The sequence below is a fragment of the Variovorax sp. V35 genome (assembly GCF_041154465.1).
In the GTDB taxonomy this organism is placed as follows: domain Bacteria; phylum Pseudomonadota; class Gammaproteobacteria; order Burkholderiales; family Burkholderiaceae_C; genus Variovorax; species Variovorax boronicumulans.
In genome coordinates this window covers 1,612,253-1,636,126 of sequence record NZ_AP028666.1, presented here as the reverse complement: position 1 = coordinate 1,636,126, position 23,874 = coordinate 1,612,253, and the positions used below count along the sequence as shown (strand labels likewise).

21 protein-coding genes and 5 pseudogenes are annotated in these 23,874 nt (G+C 68.1%); 8 read left to right on the top strand and 18 right to left on the bottom strand.

Annotated elements, in window-relative coordinates; translation table 11 throughout:
- Positions 1 to 3: 3 nt before the first annotated feature.
- From ACAM42_RS07470 to ACAM42_RS07435, 8 genes and pseudogenes are all read right to left on the bottom strand, one after another.
- Positions 4 to 2,058, bottom strand: coding sequence for a DUF2235 domain-containing protein (locus ACAM42_RS07470; RefSeq protein WP_369631609.1), 2,055 nt, complete (start codon positions 2,056 to 2,058; stop codon positions 4 to 6).
- Complete coding sequence (locus ACAM42_RS07465) at positions 2,055 to 2,819, bottom strand: DUF3304 domain-containing protein (protein WP_369631608.1); 765 nt, start codon at positions 2,817 to 2,819, stop codon at positions 2,055 to 2,057. Before ACAM42_RS07465 ends, ACAM42_RS07470 begins: the two co-directional genes overlap by 4 nt.
- Positions 2,820 to 2,841: 22 nt before the next feature.
- Positions 2,842 to 3,681, bottom strand: coding sequence for a DUF4123 domain-containing protein (locus tag ACAM42_RS07460; RefSeq protein ID WP_369631607.1), 840 nt, complete (start codon positions 3,679 to 3,681; stop codon positions 2,842 to 2,844).
- Positions 3,682 to 3,687: 6 nt separating this feature from the next.
- Positions 3,688 to 4,320: a DUF2345 domain-containing protein gene (locus tag ACAM42_RS07455; protein ID WP_369632740.1), complete on the bottom strand. Its 633-nt coding sequence runs from the start codon at positions 4,318 to 4,320 to the stop codon at positions 3,688 to 3,690.
- A 174-nt stretch (positions 4,321 to 4,494) separates the two neighbouring features.
- A pseudogene (locus tag ACAM42_RS07450) lies at positions 4,495 to 4,730 on the bottom strand (type VI secretion system Vgr family protein); the annotation flags it as partial.
- A gap of 47 nt (positions 4,731 to 4,777) precedes the next feature.
- Positions 4,778 to 5,086: a phage baseplate assembly protein V gene (locus ACAM42_RS07445; protein WP_369631606.1), complete on the bottom strand. Its 309-nt coding sequence runs from the start codon at positions 5,084 to 5,086 to the stop codon at positions 4,778 to 4,780.
- 547 nt (positions 5,087 to 5,633) lie between these two features.
- Positions 5,634 to 6,689 (bottom strand): annotated as a pseudogene (locus ACAM42_RS07440) (type VI secretion system Vgr family protein); the annotation flags it as partial.
- A 153-nt stretch (positions 6,690 to 6,842) separates the two neighbouring features.
- Positions 6,843 to 7,730, bottom strand: a complete 888-nt coding sequence (locus tag ACAM42_RS07435) for a LysR family transcriptional regulator (protein ID WP_369631605.1) — start codon at positions 7,728 to 7,730, stop codon at positions 6,843 to 6,845.
- Positions 7,731 to 7,827: 97 nt separating this feature from the next.
- Here ACAM42_RS07435 and ACAM42_RS07430 point away from each other — a divergent pair, with 97 nt between their 5' ends.
- The 5 genes from ACAM42_RS07430 (at position 7,828) to ACAM42_RS07410 (ending at position 10,924) form a co-directional block, all read left to right on the top strand.
- Positions 7,828 to 8,454, top strand: coding sequence for a DUF6306 domain-containing protein (locus tag ACAM42_RS07430; protein ID WP_369631604.1), 627 nt, complete (start codon positions 7,828 to 7,830; stop codon positions 8,452 to 8,454).
- Positions 8,451 to 9,149 carry a CBS domain-containing protein gene (locus ACAM42_RS07425; protein ID WP_369631603.1) on the top strand — a complete coding sequence of 233 codons (699 nt, stop codon included), beginning with the start codon at positions 8,451 to 8,453 and terminating at the stop codon, positions 9,147 to 9,149. The genes ACAM42_RS07430 and ACAM42_RS07425 overlap by 4 nt, the downstream gene beginning before the upstream one ends.
- A gap of 68 nt (positions 9,150 to 9,217) precedes the next feature.
- A complete protein-coding gene (locus tag ACAM42_RS07420) occupies positions 9,218 to 9,913 on the top strand; it encodes an RNA polymerase sigma factor (RefSeq protein ID WP_369631602.1) in 696 nt (231 codons plus the stop codon).
- 37 nt (positions 9,914 to 9,950) lie between these two features.
- Complete coding sequence (locus ACAM42_RS07415) at positions 9,951 to 10,520, top strand: ferritin-like domain-containing protein (RefSeq protein WP_095951024.1); 570 nt, start codon at positions 9,951 to 9,953, stop codon at positions 10,518 to 10,520.
- Between the two features lie 29 nt (positions 10,521 to 10,549).
- On the top strand, positions 10,550 to 10,924 hold the full coding sequence (locus tag ACAM42_RS07410; RefSeq protein WP_307637382.1) for a cytochrome c family protein: 375 nt from the start codon (positions 10,550 to 10,552) through the stop codon (positions 10,922 to 10,924).
- Here the strand turns inward: ACAM42_RS07410 and ACAM42_RS07405 are convergent.
- Together ACAM42_RS07405 and ACAM42_RS07400 are read right to left on the bottom strand one after the other, a co-directional pair.
- Positions 10,911 to 12,233 carry an aminotransferase class V-fold PLP-dependent enzyme gene (locus ACAM42_RS07405; protein WP_369631601.1) on the bottom strand — a complete coding sequence of 441 codons (1,323 nt, stop codon included), beginning with the start codon at positions 12,231 to 12,233 and terminating at the stop codon, positions 10,911 to 10,913. The genes ACAM42_RS07410 and ACAM42_RS07405 overlap by 14 nt on opposite strands.
- A 4-nt stretch (positions 12,234 to 12,237) precedes the next feature.
- A complete protein-coding gene (locus ACAM42_RS07400) occupies positions 12,238 to 13,140 on the bottom strand; it encodes an amino acid ABC transporter substrate-binding protein (RefSeq protein ID WP_369631600.1) in 903 nt (300 codons plus the stop codon).
- 133 nt (positions 13,141 to 13,273) lie between these two features.
- Between ACAM42_RS07400 and ACAM42_RS07395 the strand changes: the two genes are divergently transcribed.
- The 3 genes from ACAM42_RS07395 to ACAM42_RS07385 all read left to right on the top strand — a co-directional run bounded on the left by ACAM42_RS07395 (position 13,274) and on the right by ACAM42_RS07385 (position 17,296).
- Entirely contained in the window at positions 13,274 to 14,212 is a 939-nt protein-coding gene (locus ACAM42_RS07395; RefSeq protein ID WP_369631599.1) for a LysR family transcriptional regulator, read from the top strand.
- A 273-nt stretch (positions 14,213 to 14,485) separates the two neighbouring features.
- Positions 14,486 to 16,018 carry an FAD-dependent oxidoreductase gene (locus ACAM42_RS07390; protein ID WP_369631598.1) on the top strand — a complete coding sequence of 511 codons (1,533 nt, stop codon included), beginning with the start codon at positions 14,486 to 14,488 and terminating at the stop codon, positions 16,016 to 16,018.
- An 18-nt stretch (positions 16,019 to 16,036) separates the two neighbouring features.
- A complete protein-coding gene (locus tag ACAM42_RS07385; RefSeq protein WP_369631597.1) occupies positions 16,037 to 17,296 on the top strand; it encodes a lactonase family protein in 1,260 nt (419 codons plus the stop codon).
- A 3-nt stretch (positions 17,297 to 17,299) separates the two neighbouring features.
- Here the strand turns inward: ACAM42_RS07385 and ACAM42_RS07380 are convergent, their stop codons facing one another.
- The 8 genes and pseudogenes from ACAM42_RS07380 to ACAM42_RS07345 all read right to left on the bottom strand — a co-directional run bounded on the left by ACAM42_RS07380 (position 17,300) and on the right by ACAM42_RS07345 (position 23,871).
- On the bottom strand, positions 17,300 to 18,769 hold the full coding sequence (locus ACAM42_RS07380; RefSeq protein ID WP_369631596.1) for an amidohydrolase family protein: 1,470 nt from the start codon (positions 18,767 to 18,769) through the stop codon (positions 17,300 to 17,302).
- A complete protein-coding gene (locus ACAM42_RS07375; RefSeq protein WP_095743851.1) occupies positions 18,766 to 19,683 on the bottom strand; it encodes a MurR/RpiR family transcriptional regulator in 918 nt (305 codons plus the stop codon). Before ACAM42_RS07375 ends, ACAM42_RS07380 begins: the two co-directional genes overlap by 4 nt.
- An 11-nt stretch (positions 19,684 to 19,694) precedes the next feature.
- A complete protein-coding gene (locus tag ACAM42_RS07370; protein ID WP_369631595.1) occupies positions 19,695 to 21,002 on the bottom strand; it encodes an amino acid deaminase in 1,308 nt (435 codons plus the stop codon).
- Entirely contained in the window at positions 20,999 to 21,466 is a 468-nt protein-coding gene (locus ACAM42_RS07365) for an oligopeptide/dipeptide ABC transporter ATP-binding protein (protein ID WP_369632739.1), read from the bottom strand. The genes ACAM42_RS07370 and ACAM42_RS07365 overlap by 4 nt, the downstream gene beginning before the upstream one ends.
- A gap of 42 nt (positions 21,467 to 21,508) precedes the next feature.
- Positions 21,509 to 21,646 (bottom strand): annotated as a pseudogene (locus ACAM42_RS07360) (hypothetical protein); the annotation flags it as partial.
- 34 nt (positions 21,647 to 21,680) lie between these two features.
- Entirely contained in the window at positions 21,681 to 22,004 is a 324-nt protein-coding gene (locus ACAM42_RS07355; RefSeq protein ID WP_369631594.1) for an ATP-binding cassette domain-containing protein, read from the bottom strand.
- Positions 22,001 to 23,034: pseudogene (locus tag ACAM42_RS07350) on the bottom strand (ABC transporter ATP-binding protein). Before ACAM42_RS07350 ends, ACAM42_RS07355 begins: the two are co-directional and overlap by 4 nt.
- Positions 23,034 to 23,871, bottom strand: a pseudogene (locus tag ACAM42_RS07345) (ABC transporter permease). The pseudogenes ACAM42_RS07350 and ACAM42_RS07345 overlap by 1 nt, the downstream one beginning before the upstream one ends.
- Positions 23,872 to 23,874 lie beyond the last annotated feature (3 nt).

The following is a 23,874-nucleotide window of genomic DNA, read 5'->3' as shown; positions in this document are numbered from 1 at the left end:
CGATCAAGCCATCATCGGCTCCGGCGACTCCCTTTCGGCGGGCCGACGGTTCTGGGTCAGCCGTGTCTCGTCCGCGCCCGCATACACACGGCGATAGCGCAGGTAGCCGGCCCCCCATGCATACCATTCGCGCCCTTCCGTGAATTCGGGCGCGTACTCGCCCTTGGTCAGGTACAGGTTCACCCATTGCTCCTGCCGTCGCGTCAGCCCGGCGGGCGCTCCGCCTCGGGGTGGATCGATCTGCCCGCGCGCCTCGTCCGCTCTTTTCTTCCGGGCCACCAGTTTTTCGAGCTGCTCCTTGAACTCGGCCGCTTCGGGCCCGGTGAGCTTGAACCATGCGTGCGAATCGTGCACGCGGTCTTCGAACAGCTTGCTGGTGAGCACGGGCTCGTTCCAGTACGGCTCGATGCGGCCCCACTCGCCGACCCGCTCCGAATCGATGCCGGGCACGTTGTCGACTTCGTGCGGCGTGCCGTCGGGGCTGTTGCGGCCGCTGATCCGCTTCTTTTTCTTGAGCCAGGCTTCGAAGTCCTTCACTTCCTTGACGAACTGCTCGTCGGCCGACACCAAGTCCGCCCGGTCTTCGGCCGAAGCACGCTGGACGAAAGTCATCTCGGCCGCGCGACCAGCCCAGGATTTGCGCCACAGGATGAACAGCTTGCGCTGCTCCGCCATGATGTCGCGCAGCACCCCTTCCTTGACCCGGCATACGGCAAGGTAAGCGTTGAAGTCCCGGATCAGGTCCTTGGCGACCATGAACTGCTTCTGGATGACTGGGCGCGCCAGTTCTAGTTTCAGGGGCACGCCCGATGTTCTCGCCTCCCGATACATCAAGGCCAAAGGAATACGCGAAAGCATGTCCTCCCCCGTTGCGTCGATCCCTTTGCCTTGCTCTTTGGGCATGTAGCCACCACCGACGTCAGAGTGCATGCCGGGGCACACCCACTCCCGACAGTTGTCCGGCAACCTGGTGCCGACCTGGACGGAATCTGATGGAAAGCTGCGGCGAAACTCATGTGCGGCCACGATGTGCAGACAAGGCACCTCGGCTGGGATGCGCATTGAAGTGTCCGCATCAGCCCACCCGCCATGCCCGTCAGCGAACAGCGAAGAAGCCGCCACACCCACTGACGCGACAGTATCGAACAATCCCAAAAAATCGAAGGTCACCGGAAACGATGCGAGCGTTGGTGCGGTCTGCCCGCGAAGTTCGGCATCGATCTCGCACATCGCCAGGAACCAGTTGACGAAGACCCGGGCTTCCGCTGCCCCCCGCGAAAATCCGAATGCGCTGACGAAGATGCGCTGCACACGCCCCGGATCGACCTTGCTGCATTGACCCGTCGCGGGGTCGATCATGTGCGGCTTGACCGACTCGTGCAGCTTGTTGAGCATCGCCTCAAGCGTGCGGCGATTCTTGTTCTCGCGTTGGCGCTTGTCGGCTGGACCTTTGCCCGCCTCCAGAAGTTCCTCCCGCCCGAGGTCGAAGGCCTTGCAAAACTGCAGTACTTCTTCGACGGAGAACAGCCCCGGCCCGTTGCCGCTTCGGGTGAGATAGCGGTAGACGCAGTTGAGTGCTTGCGCCAGCGCCCACAGGATGCGACGTTCGCCGTAACGAGCTGTGGCATTGCCCAACAGCGCATCCTTGCCGGTGCCGCTGTCATCCACCTGTCCAAAGGGTGTTCCCACACCCGGCACGTACACCTTGAAAAAATGCTGGTAGTCGTCGAGGTTGGTTGTCCACTGCGCATCGGGATCGGCTGGCACCCCAGGCACGCTCTGTCCCGGGTATGCGCCGTACAAGCGTGCCACGTTGGAATGCGTGCTGTCTTTTTCCCTGCTGCTTCGGTCGTAGTTGTTGCGTGTACCGTCAAAGAAGAAGCCCATGGAAAGATTCACATCACAGGACTTGCCAGGCTGCCCTATGGGGCGCAGTTCGCGCGGAACTTCGTAGTCGTCTCTGATTCGGTCACTCTCCTCTTTTCCAAAGAAACCCTCTCTGTTCGCTGGGTTGGAGAATGAGACTTCATCGACGGAATCGACTAATTTGACCATCATGGCTTCGCCTTCAAAAGTCGATCCACTTTTTCTTGCGAGTATCTCAACGACGCTTCACGCCTATCTCTTTCAAATGAAAGCAGTGCGGGATCGTCAGGGCCAGAGAACCGACTGTATGCCCTTGCCAAGCCTTGCTTGTTTTTCACGTACTCCAGGTGACGATCCCACGCTTTCTTGAGATATTGCTTTGGGTCGCGATCAAACTCTGTCATCGATTCCTGGCTCGATTCCAAAGCTTCTCGCGCCAACTTCATATCCCGCTCCCACAGCTCTCGCTGGAAAGCCAATGAAGGCTTGGGCCACCCCTTGATCTTCCCGGGCCACTCGTCGCCATTGGGACGATAGGCGGTCGAAACAACCCCCACCGTGCCATCGGGATAGTTGATGAACCACACATCCCCGGCCTTTCCGCTCTTGTCGTAGGGCGGCAGATCGACGATGAAAGTCTGGCGTGGCCGGTAGTCGCCCGCCTTGTTGTCGTAGCTTTGCAGGATCACGCCGACCTGGATGCCGGGTGCCCACGTCTTCGGCACGTTGTAGCAACAGATCACGCCCCCCGCGGCGAACGGGCCGATTTCTTCGGAGGCGACCACGGTCTGCTTCGGGTCCTTGGGGTCGAACAGCCGGTAGCGGATGTCCTGGTCGGTGTAGTTGACGCCGCTGACCGAGGCTGGAACCGTGTCAGCACGACCGGTGGCACATCCCGTCGTAGCCAGGGATGCAAGAAACGCGAGGGGAAGGAGCCAGTTTTTGAGAATCATCTGTTGTTCCTGCGGCAATGCGCTAGACCATCAAGGCGCGCAGCGCTTCATGGTCCGGGCCAGCGCCGTGGCTGAGTTCGGGATGCTGCCAAAAAACTTCACACAGCCTCATCCGTTGCGCCACGGTGTCGAACTGCATGGCATTGGCTGCGGCGAGCCCGCATACCGCCAGTGCGTGCAGCACCGAGAGCCGGTGCTGCGCTTCGTAGGCTGGCGAAAGTTGAAGCAGGTTCGCGATCACTTCATCCGCTTCGCTGCCGGCAATGAGCAGCGCGCATTGATCACCATCGAGTACCGGTGCGCATGGAGCCAGCGACGTGGATGCCATTTTCCCCGGTGCAAGGAAGGTGCTCCAGCTGGCGTCGCGCCGGCGGAAATGCCATGTGGCTCCGGGACCGCAGAACGCCATCTGCTGCAACGGCGACAGCGCAGCCAGCACATCCGGCAGGCGGCGCGTGTCGGGAAAGCGCAGCACGAAATACTGCCCGTCCGCATTCACGATGCACCAGGGGCTCAGGCGTTCGAACAGCGATTCGAGCGGTTCGTTCGAGCGGATGAAGCTGAGCATCGGCAAGCCATTCGTCAGCAGCAGCACACGATCGAGCAAGGGCCTCTCGACGGCATCGATGTTCAGCAGCACGGGTGAATGCTGGATCGCTTCATCCGAAGCGCCGGGCATGTTCTCGTAGAGCGACCGCCAAGAGCCGAAGCCCAGGTGGCTCTCGAGCAGCTGATGGCATTGCGGAGCGAATGCGCAATCGATCAAGGCGTAGCGAAATCCCTCAGCGCCGGAGGCAAGAGGGCCGCCGTCCGCAAACAAGGCGTCGATCCATCCGGGCGCGTGCTTGTCGATCAGGTTCATCGTGCGTTACTCCACCTGGGTGAAGGCCGGCGCCGACTTGAGCGACTTCAGGAGGCACGCCACGCAGATGCTCTTGGGAAATGCCGGCAGCGGGTAGCTCTTCTGCACCGGCCCGGCCAACTTCCGCTGCACCGCGTGATACGTGATCTTCCCCGGACACTCGAACGTGATGTCCCCACCCTGCAGCGTGATCGACGCACCCTGCGCCGTCGCGATGCGGATCTTCTTCTTGGCCGCGAACTCCACCGTCTGGTCGGTGCTGGCGATCTTCAGCGCCTCCTTGGCCTGCACGCGCAGTTCGTCGTGCTGCGCCTGGAAGTCCAGGTCGTCGTTGCCCGCGATGACCGACAGGCCCGTGTCCGCATCGGCCTTCTGCGCCCCGGCCAGCACGCCGATGGCTTGCCCGCTGTGCACGCGCAGCACGTCGGCCAGCGCCAGGTTGATGTCGCCGCCGCTGGCCAGCGTGGCGGTCTCGCCGCTGACGATCTGCAGCTGTTGGCCGGCCACCATCGCCAGCCCGCCGCGTGCGGCCAGCGCGATCACGGCGTCGCTCGTGTGCGGCACCTTGCCTTCGCCCGTGGCAATGGCCTTGTCTGCGGCGTCTGCGTAGGCGGCATCGAGCGCATCGGCCGTCACCATGCCGCTGGCGGTGCGCTCCATCGCGGCGTACGGGGCGCGTTCCTTGTCGAGCTGGGATTCGTTGGCCTTGCTGGCCCCGATGTGCCCGGCCAGCTGCACGGTCTCGTGGGTCTTGGCCGCATCGCTCAGAGCCTGACCCAGTTGCTGCACCTGTTTGAGCAGCGCCATGCCGGCGGCGAAGTCGCCCACGGGCTCCAGCTTCTGGCCGCCTGCGCCGTGGTAGGTGCTCAGCAGCACGCCCTTGCCGCCGCGCAGGGCGGCGTAGCCGTCGGTGCGTAGCTCCAGCCCTGGCCTCGGAAGCTGCCGCGGAAGTTGTCGGCCTGGTGGATGAGGTGGCCCAGGTTCAGCTGGCTGTGGGCGGTGCTGGCGTGCAGCTGCACGCGCAGCTGCTGGTTCGAATCGTCGAACACCAATTGGCTGAAGCCTTCTCCGCCGAACTCCTTGGTCTTGAAGCCGCTCAGGGCGGCCGCATTGCGGTGGCCCTTGTCGTCGGCGCTGGCGCCGTGCCAGGGCGGGGCATGGCCGGCTGCCAGGTTGGCCTGGCGCTGGGCGAGGCATTGCTCGCCTGGGCGAAGACGTCGTTGTTGTCGTTGCTGCCCTGTTCGCTGTTCTCACCGGCGCGCGATGCACCGCCGGGCGTGGGGGCGATGCCGCCGTCGCCGCGGCCGTTGTACAGCGCGCCGACGATGACGGGTTGGTCCACATCGAGGTCGACGAACTTGACCAGCACTTCCTGCCCGATGCGCGGCAGCCACTGCCAGCCCATGCCGGGGCCCGCCTGGCGCTGGGCCACGCGAATCCAGCGGGTGCTGCGGTTGTCCTGGGCGTTGTCGCCGTTCTCGCCGTTCCGTTCTGCCAGTGGAAGCGCACGCGCACGTCGCCGCGGTCGTTGCAGTACAGCTCGTCGGCGCCATTGGGCGTGGTCTCGCCCGAAGGCCGACCACGATGGCGCTGTGCACGCCGCTGGCCGTGGGCCTGGCGTGCAGGCGGGCACCGTCGGCCGCGGCCAGTGCGGGGCGCCAGGGGCGTGGGGCGTGCACGCCGGAGAAGCTGTTGGCGTAGCCCTGGGCTTGCGCGGTGGCGAGGCTCTGGGGCTGCGGGTGGATAGTGTTGTTGTGCGTGCCTGTGGCTGCAGACACCAGTCCGAACACATCGGCCTCGGCCGTCACAGGGGCGCAGGGCTGGTCGAACACGAGGTGCTCCGTCAGCGCACCCAGCTGCGCCGCAATCGATGCCGCCGTGTCCTTGGGCAGGTTGTTGATGCCCACGTGTTCGACGGTGTCCAGCAGCAGTGCGGGCCTGGCCTGCAAACCCAGTGCAGGCGCGTCGTCGATCTCGAGGCGCGTGCCCGCGCGCAAGGTGCGCACGGTGCTGTGGCCCAGCATCAGGTCGGCGCGGCATTCGGCCGCTTCCATCATCAATGCGGCGTAGCGCTCGACGGTGCGGTTCGTGTCCCAGCCGCGGCTGCGGTCGTTCAGGCCGAGCACGTCGTCGTATTCCAGGCGCGGTGCGTTCTTGCCGCCGACCGGAAAGCGCGCGGGTGCGCTGCCCGTGAGCTGGCGCTTGCCGTCGACGTTCCAGGCGCTCAGGTGCACCTGGGCCACCGACTGGCGCATGCGGCGCACCAGCGCCTGCACGGCGTCGCTGCGCTCCTGGGAGCTCTTGCGGTGAAAGCGAACAGGCGAGCCTGCATCGGCGGGCTGGGTGTCGTTCGACGAGAAGATCACGAGCTTGTGGCCGGTCGGGGCCTGGGCGTCTTCCTCGATGCGCCAGGCCAGGCCTTCTTCGGCCAGCAGGCGCGAGAAGAAGTCGTAGTCGCTCTCGCGGTATTGGGTGCAGTAGGTGCGAACGGGGGCGTCGGCCAGGAAGCTGTTCACTTCGGAGGAGAAGGCCCAGCTGCCGGCTTCGGCGTACGGGGCGAGCACGCGTTCGATGATGTCTGCCACGCTGCGCTGCTGGAAGACCTGGCTGCGCCCTTGCTGGGTGGCCAACCAGAGCCAGGGTACGAGCGTGAGGCGGTAGCGCGCCAGACCGCCGTCGGCGCCCAGCGATTCGACGGCGCGGATCAAGCCCGTACGTCGTGCGAGAGAACCATTGGCCAGCACGGTGACCAGCGTCAGCGGCTGGTCGATCAGCGATGAAAGCGCCAGGTCCGCGCGCAGGCTCAGGCACACGATACGCAGCTCGAACAACTGCGACACCGCCTCGCGCTGCACCCAGCCTTCCACGCGCAGGGCGTCGATGCTCTCCCGCGCAGCGGACGAAGACGATGAAGCAGCACTGGGCGCTTCAAGGCGATACAGCCGCCCCGTCTGGCTCAGCTCAGCCCACAGGGCGCTGCGGTCAGCGGATGGTGACGACGAACGCATGCGCAAGGGCACGCTGCCGTGGTTGGACATGAAACTCCCCGAACTTATTTTTCTTCCCCGCGTTGCGCGGGGTGGCATGCGTCCGATTGTCGGAGTCCCGGTGGCCCGAGCGTAAGTACCTGAAAGTAGCACCCGGCGATGCAGGACGGCGCCTCAGTCCGGCGAATGCACGCCGCTGCCCTGGCGCTCCTCTTCCTCTGCCGCCACCAACCACAGCCCGCCGCGCACGCGCGCCAGCGTCTCGTTCTCGCGCTGCGGCGCATACACGGCGTGCGCCGAATGCGAGAACTCCGGCGCGCCCTCCACCAGCCGCAGCCGGCCGTCGGCCAGGAAGGGCCGCGCGACGCCGATGCGGAAGTAGCCCGCGCCGCCCACGGCAAGCAGGTAGGTGAGCGCCAGCGGCCCGAGCGAGATCGACACCGGCGCGTGGGCCAGCTCCGGAAACGCGGCCTCGTGGTTGGCCGCGAAGGCCGGCCCCCAGTCGACCGACACATAGCGCGTGCGGTCGAGCCGGCCTTCGGGGTCGGTGGTGACCATCACCAGCCGCTCCTCGGCCAGCAGTTCGGCCACGAGGCCGGGGCGCTGCGGCGGGTTGTAGAGCACGGCCAGGTCGAGCGCGCCGCCCTGCACGCCGTCGAGCAGGCGCTGCGCGCTGTCGACCTCGGCGCGCAGCGCGATCTCGGGGCAGACGCGGTGCATCCAGATCAGCCAGTCGGCCAGCAGCGGATGCCACAGGCTGGGCTCGCTGCCCACGCTCACGCCCTCCTCGATCCCCGGCGGCAGCGCCACATGCTGGCGCGCGCGCTCCCACACCTGCACCAGCGTGGTCGCGTGCGCCACGAAGCGCTCGCCCGAGGCGGTGAGCCGCGCGCCCGCCTTGTTGCGCACGAACAGGCGCCGCCCGAGCTGGTCTTCGAGCAGGCGGATGCGCGCGCTGACGGCGGTCTGCGTCAGGTGCAGCCGCTCGGCCGCGGCCACGAAGCTGCCGGTGGCCGCGACTTCGAGAAAGGTCCGGGCGAGGCCGATGTCCATCGGATTCATATTAGTTTTTTTGCACTCATTTGCAATGAACATTCATTGGCTTGGGGAGAAGCATCGGTTCACCATGGGCATGCACACGTTTCCAGGAGCCCCGCCCATGCGTCCCCTGCCGCCCATGCCCCACGCCTGCCCGCCCGACGATGCCGCTGCGCCCTTCGCCGACACGCCCGCCGCGCTGCGCGCACAGGGGCTGCGTTTTCCCGAGCGGGTGCAGGTGTCCTCGCCGGTCTGCTACGCCGACGAGCTGGACGCGGCCTACCGCGAAACCGGCGAGCGCGACGACCTGCTGGCCGCGCTGAACGAACTGCTCGAAGCCGAACGCGCCGGCGCGCGCATCACGCTGCGCAGCGCCGCCGAGACCGACGACCCCGCGCTGCAGCGCCTGGTGACCGACATCCACCGCGACGAAGTGCGCTGGTGCGGCGTGCTGATCGACGCGATCCAATCGCTGGCCGCCACGCCCAGCACGCGCACCGGCGCTTTCTACGAGCGCGCGATGGCGGTGCCGGAACTTGGCGCGCGCCTGGCGCTGCTCAACCGCGGCCAGGGCTGGGTGGTGCGCAAGCTGCAGGCGCTGCTGCCGCGCATCGTCGACGCGCACATCCACGGCGAGCTGACGGCCATGCTGATGTCGCACCAGCAGAACATCGCGCGCGTCGATGCGCAGCAGGCACCCCAGGCATCACAGGCCCCGCGCGGGCCGCAGGAAGGAGCTTCATCATGAATGCACAGGACGTCATGACCTCGCCGGTCTTCACCGTCGCGCCGGACACGCCGGTGCGCGACATCAGCGCGCTGCTGCTGGCGCGCCACATCAGCGGCGTGCCGGTGCTCGACCAGGGCGAGGTGGTCGGCATCGTGAGCAAGTCCGACCTGCTGCACCGCTACGAGGCCGAGCCCAGCGGCGCGCCGCCGCACCCGTGGTGGCAGCGCTGGGTGCAGCGCACCGCACCGCCGCGCGACTACGTGCGCGCGCACGCCCTGCGCGCGGCCGACCTCATGACGCGCGAGCCGGTGTCGATCGCCGAAGACCTCTCGCTGGCCCGCGTCGCGCAGCTGCTGACCGCCTACCGCATCCAGCGCCTGCCGGTGGTGCGCGGGCGCCGGCTGGTGGGCATCGTGACGAGCGGCGACCTGGTCAAGGCGCTGCTGCGGCAGGCCGAGGCCGACACCGCGAGCGCCGATGCGTGCGACGACGCGCAGATCCTGGTGCGCCTCGTGGCCGAACTGGAGCGGCAGACCTGGTGGAGCCGCGCGTGGTCGCATGTGTCGGTGGACAACGGCATCGTGATGTACCACGGCATGGTCGGTAACGAGGCCGAGCGCGACGCGGCGCGCGTGGCGGCCGAGGGCATCGCGGGCGTGCGCGGCGTGGTCGACGAGCGGCTGTGCACGATCGAATGGCAGACGATGGTCTGAAGGGAAAAAAAGAAAGTTGCAACACGGCGCGGGGGTGCGCCATCCAATGGGCAGAAGGAACTCACCGCATGCCGCCCACCGCCCTGCCCCTGACTGCCGATGCCGACGCGAAGGCGTCCGACGCCGAACTGGCCGCACGCGCCGCGCAGGGCGACACGCAGGCCTTCGCGCGCATCATGCGGCGCCACAACCAGCTGCTGTTTCGCACCGCGCGCAGCATCCTGCACAGCGACGCCGACACCGAAGACGCGCTGCAGGACGCCTACCTGCGCGCCTGGCGCGCCATCGGCGGCTTCCGTGACGAAGCGAAGCTCTCGACCTGGCTGGTGCGCATCGTCATCAACGAGGCGCTGGGTCGCCTGCGCCGCCGCGGCGCACAGGTGATTCCGCTCGACGGCGGCGCGACTGCGGGGGACGACGACGATGCCCCCGACACGCAGCTCGCCGACGACCCCGACCGCCAACCGGAGCGCCTCGCCATGCGGGAAGACCTTCGCCGACTCATGGAGCGCCGCATCGACCGGCTGCCCGACGCCTACCGCACCGTGTTCGTGCTGCGCGCGGTGCAGGAACTCAGCGTCGGCGAAACCGCCGAGGCGCTGCAGCTGCCCGAGGCCACGGTGCGGCTGCGCTTCTTCCGCGCCCGCAGCCTGCTGCGCGAAAGCCTGTCGCGCGACATCGACCTGGCGACGGGCGACGCCTTCGCGTTCGACGGCGCGCGCTGCGACCGCATCGTGGCGCGCGTGCTGGCGGCGCTGCCTTGATTCTTCCCACAACCACCACCCCCGAGGAGACCCCACCATGTCCTTTTTCCTGATGCCCACCCCGGCCGCCGCGCGGCGCGCCTTTCTAGGCCACTCCGGCCTGATGCTGTCGGGCGCCGCCGTGGCGCTGCTGGCGGGGCGCGACGCGCTCGCCGCCAAGAGCGGCGGTGCGACCGGCAACGACGTGCAGATCCTCAATACCGCGCTCGGCGCCGAACTCGAGGCCATCGCGGCCTACCAGCTCGGTGCGGAAAGCAAGCTGCTCGAGAAGCCCGTGCTCGACCTCGCCGTGACCTTCCAGGGCCACCACAAGGAGCATGCGGACCTGCTGGCCAAGACCATCGCGAAGCTCGGCGGCAAGGCCGTCGCGGCCAAGGCGCGCTACGACTTCCCCGTGGAACAGCTCAAGTCGCAGGCCGATGTGCTGCGCTTCGCGGCGAAGCTTGAACAGGGCGCCGTGAGCGCCTACCTGGGCGCGGTGCCGCTGTTCGGCAACCGCGAGCTGTCGAAGGCCGCGGCCAGCATCCTCGGCGACGAGGCAATGCACTGGGCCGTGCTGCGCCAGGCGCTCGGCGAGGCGCCGGTGCCTTCGGCGTTCGTGTCGTGAGCCGTGCGGCGCGCGGGCTCGCTGCGAGCCTGCTGGCCGCATGGGCCTGTGCGGCTGCCGCAACGCCCGACGCGGTGCGCGGCGAACAGGTCTACGCGCGCTGCCAGGCCTGCCACGCGCTGGCCACCGACCGGGTCGGGCCGCGCCACTGCGGCCTGTTCGGCCGGCTCGCCGGCAGCGTGCCGGGCTTCGCGTACTCGGAGGCGATGAAGAAGTCGCGCATCGTGTGGAACGACAAGACGCTCGACCGCTTCCTCAGCGCCCCGCTCGCGATGGTGCCGGGCAGCAGCATGACCTACGACGGCGTGCCCGACCCGCGGGACCGCGCCGACCTGCTCGCCTACCTTCGGCAGGCGAACGACACGCCGGCCTGCGCGGCGCTGGCGCGCCCTACGCCGCGTTGACCGCGGGCGAGGCGGAGGCGAAGGCGCCCGCGATCTCGCGTGTCACGCGCAGGAAGGCTTCCATCTCTCCCACCGTGTGACAGTGCAGCGGCGACACGCGCACGGTGCCTTCGAGCCCGAAGGATTCGAGCATCCGCTTCGAGTAGATGCTGCTGGCCACGCGTTCGTACACCGTCACACCGCGCTGGCCGTACTCCACCACGGCCTGCGTGCAGTCGAGCCCGTCGAAGCCGATGCCCAGGATCAGGTCGCGCTTCGTCAAGTCTTCGTGGTCGAGGAACACCTGCACGCCGTCGAGCGCGCGCAGGCCCGGCGTCTGCGCGGTGCCGTCGAGCAGCGTCGCCAGCAGCGCGCGCTCGTGCAGCTCGATGCGCTCGATGCCCGCCACGAAGCGGGCACGGCGGTCGGTCGCCTCGGTGAAATGGCTGCCGAGCCAGCCCACGTAGTCGACGATTTCGGTGAGCACCGCGAACTGCCACGGCGCCGAGCTGCCCAACTCCCAGTGGCCGGGCTTCTTGCCGGCCAGCTTGTGGTGCGGCAGCGCGGCCGCGCGCTCCGACATCCACGAGAAGCCCGAGCCGCGGCAGCCGAAGAACTTGTAGGGCGCGAGGTTGATGCCGTCCACCGGCGTCTGCTGCAGGTCGATGACGCCGTGCGGCGCGTGCTGCACGGCATCGACGAGGATGTACAGGTCGGGCTTGATCTCGCGCGCGCGCCGCACGATGGCCGCCATGTCGAGCTTGGCGCCCGAGATGTTCGACGCGTGGATCACGTTGAGCACACAGGTGTTCTCGTCGACCAGCCCCACGATGGCGTCCACGTCGACGCCGCCGGTGACGGGGTTGCTCTTTGCCACGCGCAGCTCGCGCCCCAGGCGCTCCGCATACAGGCGCATGGCGTCGAAGGCCGAGGGGTGCTCGAGCGCGGTCGTGACCATGTTCGTGCCCGGCACGTTCTCGGCCACCGCGCGCACCATGTCGAACATCGCGCCCGAGGCGGTGAGCGAGGGGTACACGCTGCCGCCCGTGGCGTTGAGGATGGTGCGCAGGTCGTCGGCGCCGCGCGCCTGCATGGCCTGCAGCTCGACGGCGGTGGCGTGGATGCGCTCGGCGTTGTCGGGAATGGCGTCGACCAGCGCGAAGCGCTCGACCGCGGCCTTCAGCCGGAACGAGCCGCCGGCGTTGTCGAAGTACAGGCGCTCGCGGCCGTGGTGGTCGCGTTCGATGCCCAGGAAGCGCTCGCGCACCTGGCGCATCAGCGCATCGGAAAGGAGCTCGCCTCGGGGCAGGTCCGCACGTGTGGCTGCCATGGTGTCAGACGCCCTTGTTGTTGGGGTTCTTGTAGATCTCGCGCACCGCGTCCGTCATCGGGAAGTTGAGGTTCGCGTTGCGCGGCGGGATCGGCGAGAGGAACCACTTGGTGTACAGCTGCTCGATGGCGCCCGACTTCATGAGGCCGTTGACCGTCTCGTCGACCAGCGCCTTGAACTCGGGGTCGTCCTTGCGCAGCATGATGCCGTAGGGCTCCTGGCGCAGCGACTCCTTGAGGATCTTGTAGTCGCCCGGGTTGGTGGCGCTGGCGATCATGCCGGCCAGCTGCACGTCGTCGAGCACGTAGGCATCGGCGCGGCCCGTGGACAGCAGCAGGAAGCCGTCGGAGGTGTCCTTGCCCGCGATCTCGTTCACCTCGATGGTGCCGCTCTTGCGCGCGCCGCGCAGCAGCTGGATCGAGGTGCTGCCCGAGACGGTGGCCACGTTCTTGCCGTTGAGGTCGGGCAGCGCGTTGATGCCCGAGTTCTTCTTCACGGCGGCCGTGATGTTGGTGACGAAGTGGCTGGGTGCGAAGTCGACCTGCGCCTGGCGCTGGGTGGTGTTGGTGGTGGTCGCGCAGTCGAGGTCCACGGTGCCGTTCTGCAGCAGCGGGATGCGGTTGGTCGAGTTGAGCATGGTGTAGCGCACCTCGATCTTCGGCAGGCCCAGCTTGGCCTTCACGGCGTCGACGATCTTCAGGCAGATGTCGTTGGTGAAGCCGATGGGCGCGCTGTCGGCGCTGAGCTTGTACGAGAACGGGATCTGGCTGTCACGCGCGCCGATCTGGATCGTGCCGCTGTCCTTGATCTTGCGCAGCGTGCCGGCGTCCTGCGCGCTGGCGGCGCCGCAGGCGAAGACGAGGGCGAGTGCCAATGCGAAAGGTGCGAGAGGCAGTTTGAAGTCCATGGTGTGTTCCTTGGGTTGCAATGACGGTGGCCTGGCGCGCATCTTCTGCGTCCCGATGAATTTCTAAAAGCGATTTTTTGTGATCGAATCGCATGAAGAAAAGCGTTCTTTCTTTCAGGAGCCGCCCGCCGTGATGACCTTCAAGCAACTCGAAGCCCTCTACTGGATCGCCCGGCTGGGCGGCTTCGCGCAGGCGGCCAACCAGCTGCACACCTCGCAGTCGGCCATCTCCAAGCGCGTGCACGAGCTGGAGCAGCTGTTCGACACCGAACTCTTCGACCGCAGCCAGCGCACGGCGCGCCTCACCGAAAAAGGCGAGGAGATGTTCGTGCTCGCCAGGAAGCTGCTCGACCAGCGCGACGCCGCCGTCGAGCAGTTCGGCAAGCCCGGCGTGGTGGAGCGGCGCATCCGCCTGGGCGTGACCGAGCTCACCGCCATGACGTGGCTGCCGCGCCTGGTCGGCCTGATCCAGCAGCACTACCCCAAGGTGATCCTCGAACCCGACGTGGACGACAGCCTGCAGCTGCGCGACAAGCTGCTGGCCGACGAGCTCGACGTGGTCATCGTGCCCCACACCTTTGCCGACTCGCGCATGCAGAGCAAGGTCATCGGCCGCGTGAAGAGCGCGTGGATGTGCAAGCCCGGCGTGATTCCCTCGACCGCGGCCACCGGCACCGTGCGCCTGCACGACCTGGCGCGCCACCGCATGCTGGTGCAGGGCAACAACTCGGGCACCGGCCGCGCCTACGACGCCTGGATGAAGGACCAGGGCGTGCAGCCCGCCAACGCGATCGTGGTGAGCAACCTCGTGGCGCTCACGGGCCTCACCGTGTCGGGCCTGGGCGTGAGCTACCTGCCGCGCGAATGCCTCGCGCCGCTGGTCGATGCCGGCATGCTCGAGGTGCTCGACGTGACGCCCGCGCTGCCCGTGGTGCGCTACGTGGCCATGCACAAGGGCGAGCACCGCAGCGCGCTCACCTCGTCGATCGTGATGCTCGCGCAGGCGTGCTGCGACTTCACGCGCATGTTCCAGGCACAGCCGGAAGACGAAGCCGCGGCAGGCGCACGCTGAGATCGCAGGCGCTGTCTGCGCGCCCTTGCAGCGCATCGAACGCGGTGTCCGTGACGCGAAACCCACATGCTTTCGAGGGGGTGCGACGCGCTCGAAATTGACGGCAAGATGAGCGCCATCGCGCGGCATTCAGCACGACCCGCTGGAGATAAGACATAACGCTTCCATTTCCGGCCGGCCTTGCAAATGAATACCCGCGCGTAAGACACGTCCCAGGTTTCGCGTCCTTCTTTCGTCTTACCGCCGTCGCACGGCGTCCTTCAGAAAGTGCCCATGACCATCACCGTGACACGCCAGGATCCGCGCTACAACACCCTGAAGAAAGGCTTCAACCTGCGATGGCCTTCCGTTGATTCGGATGCGGCATCGCGCATCGAGCTGGTGGAGAACGCAGACGATGCCGCCGCCGCGCTGCAGCGCATCGTCGATGCGGGCCGGCGGCCCACGGTGCGCAGCGGTGGGCACTGCTATGAAGACTTCGTCTCCAACAACCCCGGCGGTGCGATCCTCGACCTGAGCCTGCTCACGCAGGCCAGTGCCGAGCGCAAGGGCGACGGCCGCTACCGCGTCGCGCCCGGCACGCAGAACTGGAACGGCTACCTCGAGCTGTACAAGCAGCACAACGTCACGCTGCCCGGCGGCTCCTGCTATTCGGTGGGTGCGGGCGGGCACATCTGCGGCGGTGGCTATGGGCTGCTGTCGCGCCTGCAGGGCCTCACGGTCGACTGGCTTTCGGCGGTGGACATCCTCACGGTCGATGCGCGCGGCAAGGTCGTGCCGCGCACCGTGGACGCGACGCGCGACCCGGAGCTGTTCCGTGCCTGCCGCGGCGCGGGCGGCGGCAACTTCGGCGCGATCACCAGCTATGTGTTCGACACCCTGCCGACCGCGCCGCGCGAGGTGGCGCTCGCGGTGGTCGCGTTCGACTGGGCCAGCATGACGCCCGCACGCTTCGCCCAGCTGCTCGCCATCTACGGCGACTACTGGGCCACGCGCGGCACCTCGCCCGACACCTGGGGCATGTTCTCGCTGCTCAAGCTCACGCACCGCTCGTCGGGCCAGATCGTGATGCTCACGCAGTTCTGCAACCCCGACGGCACCTGCAACGACCTCACGGTGCTCCACGACTTTCTCGACCGGTTTCGCGCCTGCACGCCCGTGCCGCTGAAAGGCCGCGCGCCCGGCGTGGGCCCGGCGCCGCGGCAAGACACGGGGCAGCTGCTGTGTTCCAAGCCGCACACCGTGACGCGCTACGACTGGCTCACGGCCACGCAGTACCTCAACGGCTCGGGCGAGAACCAGCGCGGCAAGTACAAGTCGGCCTACATGAAGCGCAGCTTCACCGCGCGCGAGGCGCAGCGCATCTACACGCACCTCACGCGCACGATGCCCGGCATCGACCTGAGCCAGTCGCTGGTGCAGGTCGACTCCTACGGCGGCGCGATCAACAAGCCCGAGCGCATCGGCGACACCGCCGTGCCGCAGCGCGCATCGATCATGAAGCTGCAGTACCAGACCTACTGGCGCAGCGCGGCGGACGATGCGGGCCACCTGCGCTGGATCGGCGATTTCTACCGCGACGTGTACGGCACGCCCGACGTGCCCGAGCGCTTTGCCGGCACGCCCTACCCCGGCGAGCGCTACGAGGGCTGCTACATCAACTACCCGGACAACGACATGCTGGCGCACCCGTTCTGGCCGCAGCTCTACTACGGGGACCAGGGGCTCTACGCCTTCCTTCGGAAAGTGAAGCGGCGCTACGACCCGAACAACATCTTTCACCACGCCATGTCGGTGCGGCCCTGAACGAGAGGAAGGATTTCCATGCCACACAGCCCCAACCGCTTCGGCCAGGACCGCCGCGCCGTCATGCAGTGGATCGGCGGCGCCTCCGCGCTCGGCGCACTGACCCCGATGGTCCCCGCCGGCGCACAGACGCCCGACACCGGCGCGGCCGCAACCACCGCCAGCACCGCACCCGCGCCCCGCTTCGCCTACGTCGGCACCTACACCAGCGACGCACCGGGCGGTACCACCGGCGGCCCGGCATCGAAGGGCATCTACGTGCTCGCGATCCGGGACGGCAGCTGGACGCCGGTGCAGACCGTCGCCAGCGCGAACCCCTCGTTCCTCGCGGTGCACCCGAGCCGGCGCTTCCTCTACGCGATCAACGAGATCGACACCTACCAGGGCCTGCCCACCGGCACGGCCGAGGCCTATGCGATCGATGCGAACGACGGGCGCCTGACGCTGCTCAACCGCCAGCCGCTCTCGCTCTCGGGCGTGGTCCCCGCGCACCTGGCCGTGTCGCCCGACGGCCGCGCGCTGGCCGTGGCGCTGTACGGCGGCGGGGCCTACAACGTGCTGCCCATCGAGGCGGACGGCAGGCTCGGCAAGGTCTCGGGCATCGAGAAGGAAACCGGCACCGGCCCCGACGCGCAGCGGCAGGAATCGCCGCATCCGCACATGGTGCTGTTCGACGGCACGGGCCAGCGCCTGCTCGCCACCGACCTGGGCACCGACCGCATCAACGCGTTCACGCTCGCCGACGGCCAGCTGGCCCTGCTCGGCCGCACGGCCGTCGCGCCCGGCAGCGGCCCGCGCCACCTCGCGCTGCATCCGTCGCAACGCTTCCTGTATGTGGTGAATGAACTCGACGCCACGGTCGCCGGCTTCGGCTACGACGCGGCGAGCGGCAAGGTCGGGGAACAGCGCCAGCGCATCTCGACCGTGCCCGAGGGCTACACCGGCCAGAAGAATGCGGCGGCGCTGGTGATGCACCCCTCGGGGCAGTTTCTCTATGCGAGCAACCGCCGCCTGAAGTCGGACCATCCGATGGCCGACAGCATCGCCGCGTTCCGCATCGACCCGAGCAACGGCGCGCTGACACCGCTGCAGCACTGGGGCGAAGGCCTGCGCTTTCCGCGTGCGCTGGCGATGGCGCCGGGCGGCAGCCACCTCTACGCGCTCAGCCAGAAGGGCGACGCTGTCCTGCGCCTGCGCATCGATCCGGCCAGCGGCAAGCTGGACCAGCCGGTGCAGGTGGCGCAGGTGCCTACGCCCGTCTGTCTGGCTTTTGCCTGATGCCTAGCTGCCGCGCGCGAGCATCCGGCCCGCACGCGCCAGCACTTTCGCTTCGCCCTGGCCGCCGCGATAGGCCAGCACCCCGTTCACGAACACGCGCTCGACACCGACGCTCACGCCATGCGGCTTGTCGTAGGTGGCGGTGTCGGTGATGGTCTCGGGGTCGAACACCACCACATCGGCCATGGTGCCGACGCGCAGCAGGCCACGATCGGCGATGCGCAGGTTGCGCGCCGTCATGCCGGTCATCTTGTGCACCGCCTGCTCCAGCGTGAAGAGCTTGCGCTGGCGCCAGTAGCGTGCGAACACACGCGGGAACGCGCCCCACAGCCGTGGGTGCGGATGGCGGTCGTGCGGCAGGCCGTCGCTGCCGATCATGGTGAGCGGGTGCGCAATGACGCGCTCCACGTCTTCTTCCTGCATCTGGAAGTAGCAGGCGCCGCCGGGCTTCAGCCGCAGGCAGGCCTCCTGCTCGGTGGTGCCCCATTCGCGCGCGATGTCGGAGATGAGGCGGCCGGTCATCTCGGGGTGCGGGTCGGACCAGGTCAGCAGCACGTCGATCACGCCGTCCACCAGGTCTTCGCGCAGCACGGTGGAGCCGGCCACGTAGGGGTAGACGTCCATCGCGATCTCCTGGCGCTGCGACAGCGCCTCGATCAGCGGCAGCGTCTCCTTCGTGCGGCCCCAGTTCGCAGGACCGGCGCACTTGTGGTGCGAGATGACCAGCGGCACGCCCGCGCTGAAGGCCGTGTCGCCGGCCTCGTGCAGCGCCTCGATGATCTGCTGCATCTCGCTGCGCAGGTGCGTGGCGTACACGCCGCCATGGCGCGCGACGACGCGCGCGAGCGCGGTGACTTCCTCGGCCGGCGCGGCAAACGCTTCTTCGTAGAACAGGCCCGACGACATGCCGTGCGCGCCCGCGGCCATGCAGTCGTCGAGCAGCGCTTCCATGCGCGCCAGCTCGTCGCCATCGGCGGGCCGGTCGAGCGCCTGCATCGCCGCGAAGCGCAGCGTGGTGTGGCCCACGAGCGCGGCCACGTTGAGCGCAGGCTGCACCGCATCGACCGCCGCGCGGTACTCGGCCATGGTCGCGTGCTTGAACGAGTCCGCACCCAGCAGCGTGAGCGGCGGCTTCGACTGCGGCGTGCGGTACGGCGCCAGCGAGATGCCGCAGTTGCCCGTGACCACCGTCGTGATGCCCTGCGACACCTTGGGCAGGCACAGCGGGTCGCGCAGCACGATGGCGTCGTCGTGCGTGTGGGCGTCGATGAAGCCGGGCGCGATCACCTTGCCGCGGCAGTCGACCACGTCGACGTCGGCGATGTTCAACCCTGCAGGCAGTCGCGCGCGCAGGCCGTCGCCCAGCGCCAGGATGCGGTCGCCCTGCAACAGCACGTCGCCGGGCCACGAAGGGCCGCCCGAGCCGTCGACCACGAGGCCGGCTTCGAGCAGCACGGCTTGGGTGTCGCTCATGGTTCGCTGTCTCCCTTTTTCGTGTTGATGCCGCCGCCGTCCCAGCTTTGCAGCGGGTGCGTGGTGGCGTCGATGCCGTGGCGCTGGAAGGCCTCGCGCGCGCGCTGCAGGCGCTGCACGGCGGGCTCGCCGCGGCGCTGCGCCACCAGCACGGTGAGGATCTCGATGACCGTGAGGTGCGTGAGGTAGGCGTCGATGCCCACATGCATCACGGCATCGTCGGGCACCGACAGGCCGATGAGGAAGTCGGCCTTGGCCGCGAGCGCCGTGCCCGGCCGCGTGATGGCGACCACCTGGGCGCCCTGCCCGCGTGCGATGTCGACCGCGTCGAGCAGCGAGGGCATGCCGCCCACGTGCGAGATGGCGATGACCACGCCGCCCGGGCGCTGCGCCGCGCCGGCCACCTGCTGCAAGTGGTAGTCGGCCCAGGCGTTGGCCGAGAGGCCGAGGCGGAACAACCGCGCCTGCAGGTCGTTCGCCATGAACCACGAGGTGGCACCCGCGCCGTACAGGTCGACGTGCGGCGCGGCCGCGATGGCGCGCACCGCGCCGTCGAGCACCTGCATGTCGAGCTGGCCGCGCACGCCCGAGACCGAGGCCGCGGCGCTGCGCGCGATCTTGCTGACCACTTCGTCGGCGGCGTCTTCGATGTTGACGCGGCGGTGCAGCGGCGAGCCGCCGAGCGCCAGCTCCTGCGCGAGCGCGAGCTTGAACTCGCGCAGCCCGGCAAAGCCGAGGTCGCGGCAGGTGCGCATGATGGTGGGCACCGAGCTGCGCGAGCGCTCGGCCAGCTGCTCGAAGCTCTCTTCGAGCGCGCGGTCGGGGTCTTCGAGGATCAGGTCGAGGATCGCGCGCCGAGTGGCCGGCGCGTCGCTGCGCGCCTCGGCGATCCTCTGGAGCAATGAGGGCGTCATCGGTGCGTTGTTCAGAAGTGCATGGCGACGGCGTCGCTCACGCGGTAGTCGTTCTCGACCACGGGCATCCAGTGCCACTTGTCGAAGGTGGTGCAGGGGTGCGAGATGCCCAGGCCCACGCGGTCGCCGACCTTGGGTGCATCGGCTTCTTCGCTTGCGTCCCAGCGCAGGTAGGCGTGCTGGTCGTTCAGTGCGGTGATCTTCCAGCCGGCGGGCACGCCCTGGGGCTGCAACGCGCCGCGCGCCGCGCGCGCGATCGGCACGGGCATCGACAGGTCGAAGGAGATGTCGCGCTTGCCGACCGAGAGGATCGCCAGGCCCGGCTCGGGCCGCGACTGCACATTGGCCCAGACTTCCATCGCCGGCGTCAGCCCTTCGCCGCAGTCGCAGCCCAGGCGTTCGTCGACCACGTTCACCATGCGCTTGTAGAAGCCATGGTCGTGCGTCACGTAGCAGCCCGAGCGCAGCAGGCCGCGCACGGGCGAGCCCAGCGCGGGCTTCAGGCGCCCGGCCACAAGGTCGAAGATGGCCGAGCCGCCGGCCGAGACCAGCACCTCGTCGGTCTCGAACAGCTGCTGCGTGTCGCAGTGGCGGGCCACGGCTTCCACGCGATCCATCAGCGTGGTGGCATAGGCCGTGTCGGGCCCGCTTTCGCCAGTGGCGCCCTGCCCTTCATAGGTCTCGATGCCGACGAGCTTGGCTGCGTCGCTCGCGCGCACCCGCGTGGCGAGCGCAATGGCTTCATCGTGCGTGCGGCAGCCCGTGCGTGCGCCCTGCACGCCGATCTCGAGCATGACCTCGAAAGGCACGCTGGCGGGGTTGCGCTTCGACCAGTCTTCGATCAGCGCCAGCTGTGCGATCGAATCGACCAGGAACACGACGCGCAGGTCCGCATGGTCGGCCAGCAGCAGCTGGATGCCCGCGAGGTCTTCGTCGCTCACGACCTGGTTGGCGATCAGCGTGCGGCGCGCGCCAGCGGCCACGCCCACGGCCAGCTGCGTGACGGTGGCAAAGGTCAGGCCCCAGGCGCCGGCGTCGAGCTGGCGCTGGAACAGCTGCGGCGACATCGTCGTCTTTCCGTGCGGCGCCAGGTCGATGCCCCATTCGCGCACGCGTGCCTGCATCCATTGGAGGTTGTGTTCGAGCGCTTCGCGCTTGAGCACGGCCAGCGGCAGCGGCAGGTCGCCGGCCAGCACGTTCCAGCCGGCGGCGCCGACTTCGCTGCGCAGGCGCGGCGGCTGGGTGCGCGGGTAGCCCTTGAAACGGTCGCTCAGCAGCGGGTCGATGAAGTCGTGAGTCGAGGAAGAAATGTCGGTCATGGTCGTGCAACGGCGGTGTTGGAGAGCAGTTCTTTGCGGATGCAGGCGCTGTAGTGTCCTGCGGAAATCTCCTCGAGCGGCGGTACCGTCTGCGCGCAGGCCTCGATGGCATGCGGGCAGCGCGTGCGGAACACACAGCCCGAGGGCGGCGAGATCGGGCTGGGAATGTCGCCCTTCAGTGCGATGCGCTCGGTGGCCATCTCAGGGTCGGGCTTCGGGCTCGCGGCCAGCAAGGCCTGCGTGTAGGGGTGTGAGGGGTTCGCGAACAGCTCCTCGGTGGTGGCCACTTCCATCACCTTGCCCAGGTACAGCACCACCACGCGGTCGCACAGGTACTCGACCACGTCGAGGTCGTGCGAGATGAAGAGCATGGTCAGGCCCAGGCGCTCGCGCAGGTCGGCCAACAGGTTGATGACCTGCGATTGAATCGACACGTCGAGCGCCGACAGCGGCTCGTCGGCCACGATGAACTCGGGCTCCACGGCCAGCGCGCGCGCCACGCCGATGCGCTGGCGCTGGCCGCCCGAGAACTCGTGCGGAAAGCGGCTGGCGTGCTCGGGGCGCAGGCCCACGGTTTCGAGCAGCTCGGCAATGCGCTTGTCGCGCGCCGCGCGCCCTTGTGCAGCCCGTGCGTGGACAGTGCCTCGCCCAGGATGGCGCTGATGCGCATCTTCGGGTTCAGGCTCGCGTACGGGTCCTGGAAGATGATCTGCAGCTTGCTGCGCAGCTTGCGCATGCGCTCGCCGAGAGGCCGCCGATGTCGTCGCCCCGGTACAGCACCTGGCCCTCGGTGCGCTCGACCAGGCGCAGCACGGTGCGTCCGATGGTGCTCTTGCCTGAGCCGGATTCGCCCACCAGGCCCAGCGTCTCGCCGGGTTGGATGGAGAAGGACACGTCGTCCACTGCGCGCACAGGGCGCTCGCTGCTGCCGAAGTATTTCTTGAGGCCGCGGACTTCGATAAGGGGCGAGGAAGAAGGGGAAGAAACAGCGGTGGTCATCATGCAGCCCTCGCGAGCGGTTGGTCGGGCTGCACGCGCACGCAGCGCGCCTGGCGGTCCTGCCGGATGTCGATCAGGGCGGCATCGCGTCCTTGCAACTCGCCAGCGCCTGGTCGCAGCGCGGCTCGAAGGCACAGCCGAGTGGCGGCGCCAGCGGGCTCGACACCTGCCGCGAATCGCGAACAGCCGCTTGGGCTTCGGTTGCCCAGGAACCCGCGCCTTGCCCGGCAGGCAGGCCAGCAGGCCTTGCGTGTACGGATGCTCAGGCTGCGCAAAGAGGCCGCACGGGCGCACGCTCGACCACGCGGCCCGAGTACATGACGACCACGTCGTCGGCATGGTGCGCCACCACGCCCAGGTTGTGCGTGATGAACAGGATGCTCATGCCCGTCTCGGCCTGCAGCCGGCGCATCAATTCGAGGATCTGCGCCTGGATGGTCACGTCCAGCGCGGTGGTGGGCTCGTCGGCGATCAAGAGCGTCGGGTCGCAGGCCATGGCCAGCGCAATCATCACGCGCTGGCGCATACCGCCCGAGAGCTGGTGCGGGTACTCGTGGATGCGTTGGGCCGCGGCCGGAATCTCGACCAGCTCGAGCATGCGCAGCGCATGGGCCAAGGCCGCCTTGCGGTCGAGCCCCTTGTGCAGGCGCACGCTCTCGGCAATCTGCTCGCCGATGGTGAAGACCGGGTTCAGGCTGGTCATGGGCTCCTGGAAGATCATCGACAGCTGGTTGCCGCGCAGGGAGCGCATCTCGCGCTCGCCGATCTGCAGCAGGTCGAGTGTCTTGCCTTCGCGGGTGACGAAAGAGGCCGAGCCGCTGACCTGCGCGTTGGCGGTCTTGGGCAAGAGGCGCATCAGCGTGAGGCTGGTGACCGACTTGCCCGAGCCCGATTCGCCGACCAGCGCGGTGGTCTTGCCGGGCTGGATCGAGAAACTTACATCGGCCACCGAGCGGATCAATCCGTCCTCAGTAGGGAAGCTCGTGCTCAGGTTGGTGACCGTGAGGCGTGGGGTGTTGTTCGCGTTCGTCATCACGAGGTCTTCTTGAGCTTCGGATCGAGCAGGTCGCGCACGCCATCACCGAGCAATTGCAGCGACAGCGCCGTGAAGATGATCGCCAGGCCCGGGAACAGCACGACCCAGAAGGCCTGGTGCGCGTACTGCTGGCTGCCCGCAACCATGGTGCCCCAGGTGGGGATCTCAGGCGGCACGCCGACACCGAGGAACGACAGCCCCGCCTCGGCCAGGATGGCGTAGGCAAAGATGAACGACACCTGCACGAGGATCGGCGACATCAGGTTCGGCAGGATGTGGCGCCACAGGATGCGCGAGGTGCGCACGCCCAGGGCCCGTACGGCTTCGACGAAGAGAAGTTCGCGCACGACCAAGGTCGAAGCCCGCACCACCCGCGCCACGCGGGGTGTGTAGACCAGCACCAGCGCGAGCACGGTGTTCATCAGCGACGGCCCGAGGATGGCCACCAGCGCGATGGCCAGCAGGATGTCGGGGAAGGACATCATGGCGTCAACCACGCGCATCAAGGGTGCGTCGAGCCGGCGGAAGAAGCCTGCCATCAAACCCAGCACGGTGCCGGCGATGACGGCGCCCAGCGCGTGAGCGCCGCATGGCCAGCGAGTAGCGTGCGCCGTGCACGATGCGCGAATACATGTCGCGCCCGAGTTCGTCGGTTCCGAGCAGGTGTTCGGCGCTGGGCGCCTTCAGGCGCTGCAGCACCGCTGTGTCGTTGGGGTCGGCGGACGCGAACAGCGGCGCACCGACAGCGAGCACGGCAATCACCAGCAGAACCAGGGCGGAGACCATCACGATGCGGCGGTGCATCAGCTGGCGGAGCATTCGAGGCATGCGCATCGT

Coding starts and splice junctions, on each gene's coding strand:
- ACAM42_RS07380 (WP_369631596.1), bottom strand. CDS start 18,769: ATGAGCGACACCCAAGCCGTGCTGCTCGAAGCCGGCCTCGTGGTCGAC.
- ACAM42_RS07415 (WP_095951024.1), top strand. CDS start 9,951: ATGTCCTTTTTCCTGATGCCCACCCCGGCCGCCGCGCGGCGCGCCTTT.
- ACAM42_RS07385 (WP_369631597.1), top strand. CDS start 16,037: ATGCCACACAGCCCCAACCGCTTCGGCCAGGACCGCCGCGCCGTCATG.
- ACAM42_RS07470 (WP_369631609.1), bottom strand. CDS start 2,058: ATGATGGTCAAATTAGTCGATTCCGTCGATGAAGTCTCATTCTCCAAC.
- ACAM42_RS07375 (WP_095743851.1), bottom strand. CDS start 19,683: ATGACGCCCTCATTGCTCCAGAGGATCGCCGAGGCGCGCAGCGACGCG.
- ACAM42_RS07400 (WP_369631600.1), bottom strand. CDS start 13,140: ATGGACTTCAAACTGCCTCTCGCACCTTTCGCATTGGCACTCGCCCTC.
- ACAM42_RS07455 (WP_369632740.1), bottom strand. CDS start 4,320: ATGGTGACGGCCGATGCGCTCGATGCCGCCTACGCAGACGCCGCAGAC.
- ACAM42_RS07435 (WP_369631605.1), bottom strand. CDS start 7,730: ATGAATCCGATGGACATCGGCCTCGCCCGGACCTTTCTCGAAGTCGCG.
- ACAM42_RS07460 (WP_369631607.1), bottom strand. CDS start 3,681: ATGAACCTGATCGACAAGCACGCGCCCGGATGGATCGACGCCTTGTTT.
- ACAM42_RS07405 (WP_369631601.1), bottom strand. CDS start 12,233: ATGGCAGCCACACGTGCGGACCTGCCCCGAGGCGAGCTCCTTTCCGAT.
- ACAM42_RS07445 (WP_369631606.1), bottom strand. CDS start 5,086: ATGGGCTGGCAGTGGCTGCCGCGCATCGGGCAGGAAGTGCTGGTCAAG.
- ACAM42_RS07465 (WP_369631608.1), bottom strand. CDS start 2,819: ATGATTCTCAAAAACTGGCTCCTTCCCCTCGCGTTTCTTGCATCCCTG.
- ACAM42_RS07370 (WP_369631595.1), bottom strand. CDS start 21,002: ATGACCGACATTTCTTCCTCGACTCACGACTTCATCGACCCGCTGCTG.
- ACAM42_RS07395 (WP_369631599.1), top strand. CDS start 13,274: ATGACCTTCAAGCAACTCGAAGCCCTCTACTGGATCGCCCGGCTGGGC.
- ACAM42_RS07430 (WP_369631604.1), top strand. CDS start 7,828: ATGCGTCCCCTGCCGCCCATGCCCCACGCCTGCCCGCCCGACGATGCC.
- ACAM42_RS07420 (WP_369631602.1), top strand. CDS start 9,218: ATGCCGCCCACCGCCCTGCCCCTGACTGCCGATGCCGACGCGAAGGCG.
- ACAM42_RS07355 (WP_369631594.1), bottom strand. CDS start 22,004: ATGATGACCACCGCTGTTTCTTCCCCTTCTTCCTCGCCCCTTATCGAA.
- ACAM42_RS07425 (WP_369631603.1), top strand. CDS start 8,451: ATGAATGCACAGGACGTCATGACCTCGCCGGTCTTCACCGTCGCGCCG.
- ACAM42_RS07390 (WP_369631598.1), top strand. CDS start 14,486: ATGACCATCACCGTGACACGCCAGGATCCGCGCTACAACACCCTGAAG.